Origin of the sequence: Shewanella sp., from assembly GCF_013214165.1 — a bacterium.
Classification (GTDB): Bacteria; Pseudomonadota; Gammaproteobacteria; order Enterobacterales; family Shewanellaceae; genus Shewanella.
Genome location: NZ_JABSSM010000122.1, coordinates 1 through 7851, shown reverse-complemented (window position 1 = coordinate 7851; position 7851 = coordinate 1). Strand labels below are relative to the sequence as shown.

General features: G+C 40.7%; 5 protein-coding genes and 1 pseudogene. 5 read left to right on the top strand and 1 reads right to left on the bottom strand.

Annotated elements, in window-relative coordinates:
- Positions 1 to 507 precede the first annotated feature (507 nt).
- Entirely contained in the window at positions 508 to 699 is a 192-nt protein-coding gene (locus tag HRU42_RS19765) for a hypothetical protein (protein ID WP_295033669.1), read from the bottom strand.
- A gap of 359 nt (positions 700 to 1058) precedes the next feature.
- Between HRU42_RS19765 and HRU42_RS19760 the strand changes: the two genes are divergently transcribed.
- From HRU42_RS19760 to HRU42_RS19740, 5 genes and pseudogenes are all read left to right on the top strand, one after another.
- A complete protein-coding gene (locus tag HRU42_RS19760) occupies positions 1059 to 2297 on the top strand; it encodes an ammonium transporter (RefSeq protein WP_295033668.1) in 1239 nt (412 codons plus the stop codon).
- A 115-nt stretch (positions 2298 to 2412) separates the two neighbouring features.
- A pseudogene (locus tag HRU42_RS19755) lies at positions 2413 to 3392 on the top strand (transposase).
- A 534-nt stretch (positions 3393 to 3926) separates the two neighbouring features.
- On the top strand, positions 3927 to 4577 hold the full coding sequence (locus tag HRU42_RS19750; protein WP_295033666.1) for a hypothetical protein: 651 nt from the start codon (positions 3927 to 3929) through the stop codon (positions 4575 to 4577).
- A complete protein-coding gene (locus tag HRU42_RS19745; RefSeq protein ID WP_295033665.1) occupies positions 4570 to 5328 on the top strand; it encodes a DUF3307 domain-containing protein in 759 nt (252 codons plus the stop codon). The genes HRU42_RS19750 and HRU42_RS19745 overlap by 8 nt, the downstream gene beginning before the upstream one ends.
- Positions 5329 to 6168: 840 nt before the next feature.
- Positions 6169 to 7524, top strand: coding sequence for an SEC-C domain-containing protein (locus HRU42_RS19740; RefSeq protein WP_295033663.1), 1356 nt, complete (start codon positions 6169 to 6171; stop codon positions 7522 to 7524).
- The last annotated feature ends 327 nt before the right edge of the window (positions 7525 to 7851 follow it).

Below are 7851 nucleotides of genomic sequence, written 5' to 3'. Positions count from 1 at the left end.
TTAATACTCGTCTTTCCGCATCTTAATACTCGTCTTTCCCGCAATGCTTGTGGGCGGGAATCCAGCCCTTTGTCGATTCTTCCAATGAAGCTTGGTTACATTTACTGTGTTTCATTCGGCTGGTTTTATGTTTGGAAGTGTATTTGAGGTCGGCCCTTCATGGTAACTTATCGCTTGCAGCGGGCCTTAATGCAGATACTTCTACGAGACGCTGCAAGTCCGTCCATGGAAGCTCTGCCAAAAAGTCCCTTTTTTGGAAGCTCGCAGCCGCATCTACACCTGTTGATTTACAAGATATTCATCTCTTCGATTTAGCTTTTCTAATTGTCGATAGTGACTCTAGGGCGCGTTTTCCCCGCAATGCTGGTGGGCGGAAATTCAGCGCTTTAGTGATTCTTCCAATGAAGCTTGGTTACATTTTTAGGTTTAACTTCTGGCTGAGTGGGTATTGGAGAGTGTGTTTGAAGCTCGTTCCTTCATGGTCATTTATAGCCTGTCCGGCGAGGGTTACGCACTCTTACTTTGATAAGGGTCTTCCATGTTTAACGGCCAGTTCGACAAATATGTCCAGCTACGCGTCAGTGGAATGCTGCTGATACGTTCATCCCTTGTGTAAGGATAGTTGGTACGGTGTAGAGTGTTAAAGAACACCTTGAGCAGCAAGGGAGGCGCGGAATACAAAACTCTCCTTTCTGTCATCTAAATCAGACCAATCGATATGCATGATCGTGCACTAAAACAGTTCACTATCGATAATGTATGCGCCAAATCAGTGCCTCATGACGATTCGGGCTGTGTGAATATTCAACACTTTCTATATTCGTCACTCAAAGAAGAAGAAGTAGAAAAATAAAGTGTCTATCTAGGGCGCTCCACTGCGGGTATTGCACCGTAATGAAGCGTTTTTTTGTTTTATTTATGTAAAATTTGACAATTTGGTGCGAAATATGCACTCACTGAGCATGAATTAAATATCCGACTGCTTTTTAATCAAAGATAGCGATCGGGTATTTTAAAAAGACAGTCATAGTAAAACAAAATAGAAAAAGGGCCTTAACGTGGCGACTGAAAATTTAGCAAGTGTATCCAGCGCGGTAGAAACTTTAGTTCAAAGTTCAAATACTCTGTTCATCTTATTAGGTGCGATCATGGTTTTGGCCATGCACGCAGGTTTCGCCTTCTTAGAAGTGGGTACGGTTCGTCATAAAAACCAAGTAAACGCCCTGGTTAAAATCTTAACCGACTTTGGCATCTCGACCATCGCGTACTTCTTTGTTGGTTATCAAATAGCTTACGGCATTGACTTCTTTGTTGGTGCAACAGAGCTGGTTGAAAGTAACGGTTACGAACTGGTTAAGTTCTTCTTCCTATTAACCTTCGCTGCGGCAATCCCGGCCATCGTATCTGGTGGTGTAGCAGAGCGTGCTAAGTTTTACCCAATGCTAATTGCATCGTCTTTGATTGTTGCTCTGGTATATCCATTCTTTGAAGGCATTATCTGGAATAGCAACTCGGTACTTGGTTTTAACTTCCAGGGCTGGTTAGAAGCAAACTTTGGGGCTGCTTTTCATGACTTTGCCGGTTCTGTTGTTGTACACGGTGTTGGCGGTTGGATTGGTTTTGCTGCGATTATCGTATTGGGTTCTCGTAAAGGACGCTATCGTGATGGCCGTGTTGTTGCTTTTGCACCTTCAAATATTCCTTTCTTAGCGTTAGGTGCTTGGATCTTGGCCGTAGGCTGGTTTGGCTTTAATGTAATGTCTGCACAAACAATGGACGGCATCTCTGGTTTAGTGGCTGTAAACAGCATAATGGCAATGGTAGGCGGTATTATCGCAGCCATGGTTGTCGGCAAAAAAGATCCAGGCTTTATTCATAACGGCCCATTGGCCGGTCTCGTTGCAGTCTGTGCGGGGTCTGATGTAATGCACCCAATGGGCTCACTCATTGTTGGCGCGATTGCTGGTGGCTTGTTTGTATTTACCTTCACCTACGTGCAAAACAAACTCCCTAAATTCGATGACGTATTAGGTGTGTGGCCTTTGCACGGTCTAAGTGGATTATGGGGCGGCATTGCGGCAGGTATCTTTGGTCAAGAAGAATTGGGTGGTATGGGCGGAGTTAGCTTTATGTCTCAGCTTATCGGTTCATTGGCGGGCATAGCAGTCGCGGTGATCGGTGGCTTCTTGATATACGGCATTATCGACAAGATAGTAGGTATTCGTTTAGATGAAGAATCGGAATACAATGGTGCTGACTTATCGATTCACAAAATCGGTGCTAACTCTGAAGATTAGTCTTCAGAGAAGGTTAGTTCTTAAGAAAAAGTAGAGGGATAAATAAACAAGTGAGATAAATCGAGACAGGCATTGTTAATTGATGAATCAAGGGGCAACTACTAAGCTTTAGATTATGCCACGCCCAAGAAGAACTCAGATTAGTATTGAAGATGCGCCGTGGTATCACGCAGTCTCAAGGTGTGTTCGCAAAGCCTGGCTCACAGGAGTCGATCCAAACACAGGGAAATCCTATGAACATCGACGAGATTGGGTTGAATCTCAGTTACTTAAGTTAGGTGTAATCTTTACTATCGACATCGCTGCTTATGCGGTGATGTCTAATCATCTTCATCTGGTGTTGAGGATAGATATTGAGTTAGCAAATAGCTGGACAGATAGGGAGGTCGTCGAGCATTGGCATCAACTGTTTAAAGGGACTGAAATCACTCAGAAATTTGTACAAGGTGAGAGAATAGAAAGCTATGAAATCATCGCCCTCAAACATTCAATAGCCCAGTATCGCAGTCGATTGAGTGACATAAGTTGGTTTATGCGCTGCCTCAATGAGCCTATTGCCAGAAAAGCGAATCAGGAAGATAACTGCACTGGGCATTTTTGGGAAGGGAGGTTCAAAAGCCAAGCGTTACTCGATGAAGCTGCAGTGCTGGCCTGTATGGCTTATGTAGAACTCAATCCTATTAGAGCCCAATGGCTAAAACCCCGGAAGACTCTGACCACACGAGTCTCCAATTGCGAGTTAACGCCGCTTTAAAAGGTAAACAACCAGAAAAACTGCTGCCTTTTATTGGTAATGAGTGCCTCAATCAACCTAAAGGCATTAATTTTTCACTCGAAGACTATCTTAAGTTAGTTGATGAAACTGGTAGGATTATTCGTGATGATAAGCGTGGGGCTATATCTTCAAGTGTATCTAAGATATTAACCAGGTTCAATATTCCCAGCGATAACTGGATAAAAATCACTTCTGAATTTGGCAAGCTGTTTCATGGGCCAGTAGGCACACTACAAGAACTGACTAGCTATGGTGAGCACTTGGGTAAGCGCCCACGGCACTTTGCTAAGTGTTGTCAATATCTAGAAACTAGCAGATAACTCGGCTCAATCAACAGACTTTATCTCCTTTCTATCCTCAATCATTGAGGTAACAAGCTCTGCCTAAAAATCCCTCTTTTGTTTCAAACACATCAATTTTATGGCGTTAGACAGGTTTTATTTAGATGTTATCGGAAATATTCAGCCATTTACACTAGGTCAAGTTGAAAGTTCGATTCTGTGTCGTTAAGTTACTGATTAGTAATGGCTGGCTCTTATTTTTGTTCTCTCCTTTGCTGCTTCTAGTACGGTTTTTCTATTCGTTAAAATTTCCTTATCTTGCATCGCATGCCTCTTGTCTGGAACACAAAATTGAGCTTGCTATGTTTTTGCTCGTCGTTGTACTGACAATCCTGAGTGTCTTAGCTATTTACGCTTCATAACAAGCTCCATGAGTCGTTCAGCCATAAACGGCTAATTCTCCGCTATTAGCCAAAAACGGCTAATATATTATTATTAGCCAAAAGCGGCTAAATTTGCATTGTTAGTCGAAAACGGCTAAATTGAGTTCTGCATGCAAAAAGGAGTTTTAAAGTGGAGTCTACCTATAAACCTATCGCAGTGATCAGCGGCGATATTGTCAACTCAACCAAGCTAACCTTTGATCAGTTTGAACAACTACTTAAACGAATCAAAGATATTCAAAAATTGATCACCGAAGGAAATTCATCAAATGCGCACAGTATTGAGCGTGGTGATGAGTTTCAGTCCGTGGTGCATGATATTGAAAATGCTCTGAGATACACCATCGTTTATCGGATTGGTATTAAAGCGCTTGGTAAAAAGTTTGATAGTCGTATTAGCTTTGCCATTGCCTCTAATGCGGATTTGCGTGAGTCGGTCTCTGAATCGATGGGTGCTGCATTTGTTCTTTCTGGCCGTGGACTAAAAGCCTTGAAAAGCGACAGGTTGTGTTTTAACTCTGACCACTTCGAACTCACTGAGCACTTTGACTTACTCTTTAAGTATCTTGATAGACAACTAACAGAATTAACTTCGCGCCAATGTGAAGTGATGCTTGCAATGCTTCGAACCAATGAAGCTTTGTCGATTAATGATTTAGCAGAAAAGCTCAATATTGCTAGCGCTACTGCCAGTAAGTCACTTAAAGCTTCAGGTTGGCCGCTAGTCAGTGAGCTAAATTGTCGATTTATAAATCAAGTAACAGGACTCAAGTATGTTTGATTTCTTTGGTGTTCTAATACCATTCTTGTTGATTCACATCATCTGTGACTTTTACCTTCAACCAAACCGATGGGTAGATGCAAAGAAAGCTCACACTTACCGTTCACCTGAGCTGTACCTTCACTCACTATTACACGGCGGCGCATTATTTGTTCCTGCGATAGTTTTAGGGATTGATTGGCGTTCAGCTGCTTGCTTGGTAGCTATCGTAGCGATAAGTCATTTTGTTATCGATCTGTGGAAGGTAACAACACCAAATGGCGATAAGTTTTCCTATTTTGTTATTGACCAGACTTTACATGTATCGGTACTAGCAGCTATTGCTTTTCACATGGCAGGCAGTTTAACTATTGATGCAGTGCTACAGCATGAGAAGTTCTCAGGTGGCGTTATAGTGGCCTTTGGTTACTTGCTAATTCTCAAGCCGACTTCGATTGTGATTGGTAGCGTCTTAAAAAAGTATCCAATATCAGGCACCGATGGAGATAATAGTGTTAATGGTCTTGTCGCTGGTGGTGAGTTAATCGGTTATTTAGAGCGAGTGTTAATATTGACCTTTACGCTTGTGGGAAGTTATGCAGCGGTGGGTTTTGTATTGGCAGCTAAGTCAATATTTAGATTTGGTGAATTGAATAAATCAAACGACCGAAGTATGACTGAGTATGTGCTGATTGGTTCATTACTATCTGTGGTAATCACAACATTGGTAGGAACCTTAATGTCACTTGGTTTGGATGTAAAAATTAAGTGATCAAAAGGCATTTAGCGTTTATAGCTAAATGCTTAAATTAGCTAGTATCTTACGGGATACTGTCAATGGCAGGGAGGAACCAAAAAAATAGGACAGGCACATCTATATTATCTGCTGTTGATCACGCCTATCGTCGCCTTAGCCGTGTCTAGCCGTGTCTAGCCGGACACAGCCGGACACAGGGGGCAGGGAGTCTGTTTGAAGTTTACCACTGGTCTGTGTATTCGAGCTTAGGTTTGAGTTTAGTGATCTCGGGTAACCTGCTGGCTCAGTTGAAGCCAGAGACTCTGGCGCTGGTTTATAACAAGCTAAAAATGGCGTTCAACAAACAGGACTCAGGCCTTAAATCTCGCTGAGATTGCCTTATCAGGCAATCAAGTTCTAGTAGGTACAGGATATCTAGCAGTGAAAAAAATTGGATGTCTTGGTTATTTCTTTCATGGTTATTTTTTGTTATAGGTTTTTCGATAAAAGCTATGTTTTTCAATAAAATACTGGCCTGCATATTGAAACTCACCACCAAAGTAGGTTACATTGGGTGCAGTTAGGGAAACGCTGGCGAGACTCAACGTCTTAAGTAAGAGGTTGAAAGTAGCCATTCAGGGTTGAAGTTAAGCTAGCAGCACTCACTCACTCTTTGCAGAAAAGTAGAAAAGTAGAAAAGTAGAAAAGTAGAAAAGTAGAAAAGCAGAAAAGCAGAGCTAGCAGCGCAAGTAGTTGATTCGTATCAATATTCCACCTGTTTTTTCGCGCTTTGCAACCAAAGCCTTTCCCCAAAAACACCCAATCAGTTAGATTTAATAATGGGTGTCTTAGTTATTTTGTTGTCAGAGGATTTCTATGAGTAATCAAATAAAAAAATATGAACCACCTAAGAAATCTCTTTGCTTATGTGGTTCGGGCGAAAAGTTTAAGCATTGTTGCTATGGCAATCATCATGTAATAGCAGGTCGTTCATCCTCAGAATTAATTGATCTAATTAATAAGGGGGACATCTCTAAGGCAATAAAAGCAACCAGAGAAAAAATCACATGTTATACAATCTGTCATAAAACTAACACTGAACCTTATATCCAATATAATAATCAGGGTGTGATCAACCTCTTAGATATAGATATAAAAGCATTGAGTTATTTAGTAGAGTTGTTGTTAGATTGTTACCGAAAACTGAACGTGGTTGAGGAATTTGAAAGTGTTTGTGAACGCCTTAGGAGAAATATTCTAGATCCGAGGTGGCAGAAAAAAGTGACATACTATCAGGTTCTATCAAAGGTAGCAGGTAATTGGTCACAGCGAGTTGGAGAGAAAGAAGTTACCAAATTTGAACCGATCTCTGAAGAAAAAGATACGGAAATAATTGAGTTGTACCTTCACTTTATGAGTGAAAAGCTTCCCCTCAAGGAAAAGATACATTTATACGAATACTTAATTTCACTATTAACTGATAAGGGTCATATACTGCAGTATCGTATGGCTATTGCGATAAGCTATCTTTATGTGTGTGATGAAGATTCCGCTCTGCAACTTATAACCCAAGCAAAAGATGAATATGTTGAAGCAGATGATGACCCAATATATAGCAAAGTAATATATGCTCGATGTACAAGTTTGCTTGGTGATCTAAGGAAAGATGGAAAGCTTAAAAAACAAGCCTATTACCAATTCGCAAAATTACTTGAGACTGGAGATCTAACTGATGTGGGCAAATCAGAAATCTTAGGTGCTATGGCAAATTGCTTATTCCATTTATCTGAATTTGATGCTGCGATAAGCACTTATCAACATGCATATGAATTGTCAGGTAAAGAGGTAATTAAAGTATTTATTGCACTCTGTTTTACAGATAAATCAGATAAGGAAGCTTTGAGTATTTTGGACTCTGTTAATTATTCGGAGTTGGAAAAGTCTGATTTTTTTGATTTTTCAGTAAATTATGCTTACACAGCGACGAAATTTGAAAATAAATTGGCCATAGTAGCAAGCTTAAAGTTACTTAAAATGGTTGTTTGTTCAGAACCAGTATTTGAGCAGCGTAGACTTGAACTGATCTGCGAATTGAATGAAGTTCTTGTTACAGGGAAGTATTCAAAAAAGCAATATCTGTTGGATATGTTAAGGGGGTTAAGCAAGTACCTAATGTTTCAGCCGAATTTTGCTGGTATCGGCTTAAATTTAAATAAAGTTTTTGAAAAGTAGAAAACAGATAAAGGGGCTGGGCCGAATTAGGGCTATTACTCTAATCTGGGGTTGTCCACAAACGAGTTATTAGCAGTAAAATTCAAATCTAAGAATCAACTTTATCCAAGCAATAGCTAGTGTGAACGCGGCTGAAGATATAACGATGCTATCCATATTATTTTATCCGTTAGATTTAACAATGGGTGTCTTAGTTATTCTGCGTATAAACAGCGTCGCTTTACTGATGGCATCATGGCAGCTTCGTTTCGGACGATATCCATAGCTCGATGGATGAAACATCGGATCGAAGATTGGCTGGAGAATATCCAGTAAGACTTGTTGGAC

Bases quoted from the DNA above. Each gene is read 5' to 3' on its own strand.
- HRU42_RS19765 (WP_295033669.1), bottom strand. From the start codon at position 699: ATGACAGAAAGGAGAGTTTTGTATTCCGCGCCTCCCTTGCTGCTCAAG.
- HRU42_RS19745 (WP_295033665.1), top strand. From the start codon at position 4,570: ATGTTTGATTTCTTTGGTGTTCTAATACCATTCTTGTTGATTCACATC.
- HRU42_RS19740 (WP_295033663.1), top strand. From the start codon at position 6,169: ATGAGTAATCAAATAAAAAAATATGAACCACCTAAGAAATCTCTTTGC.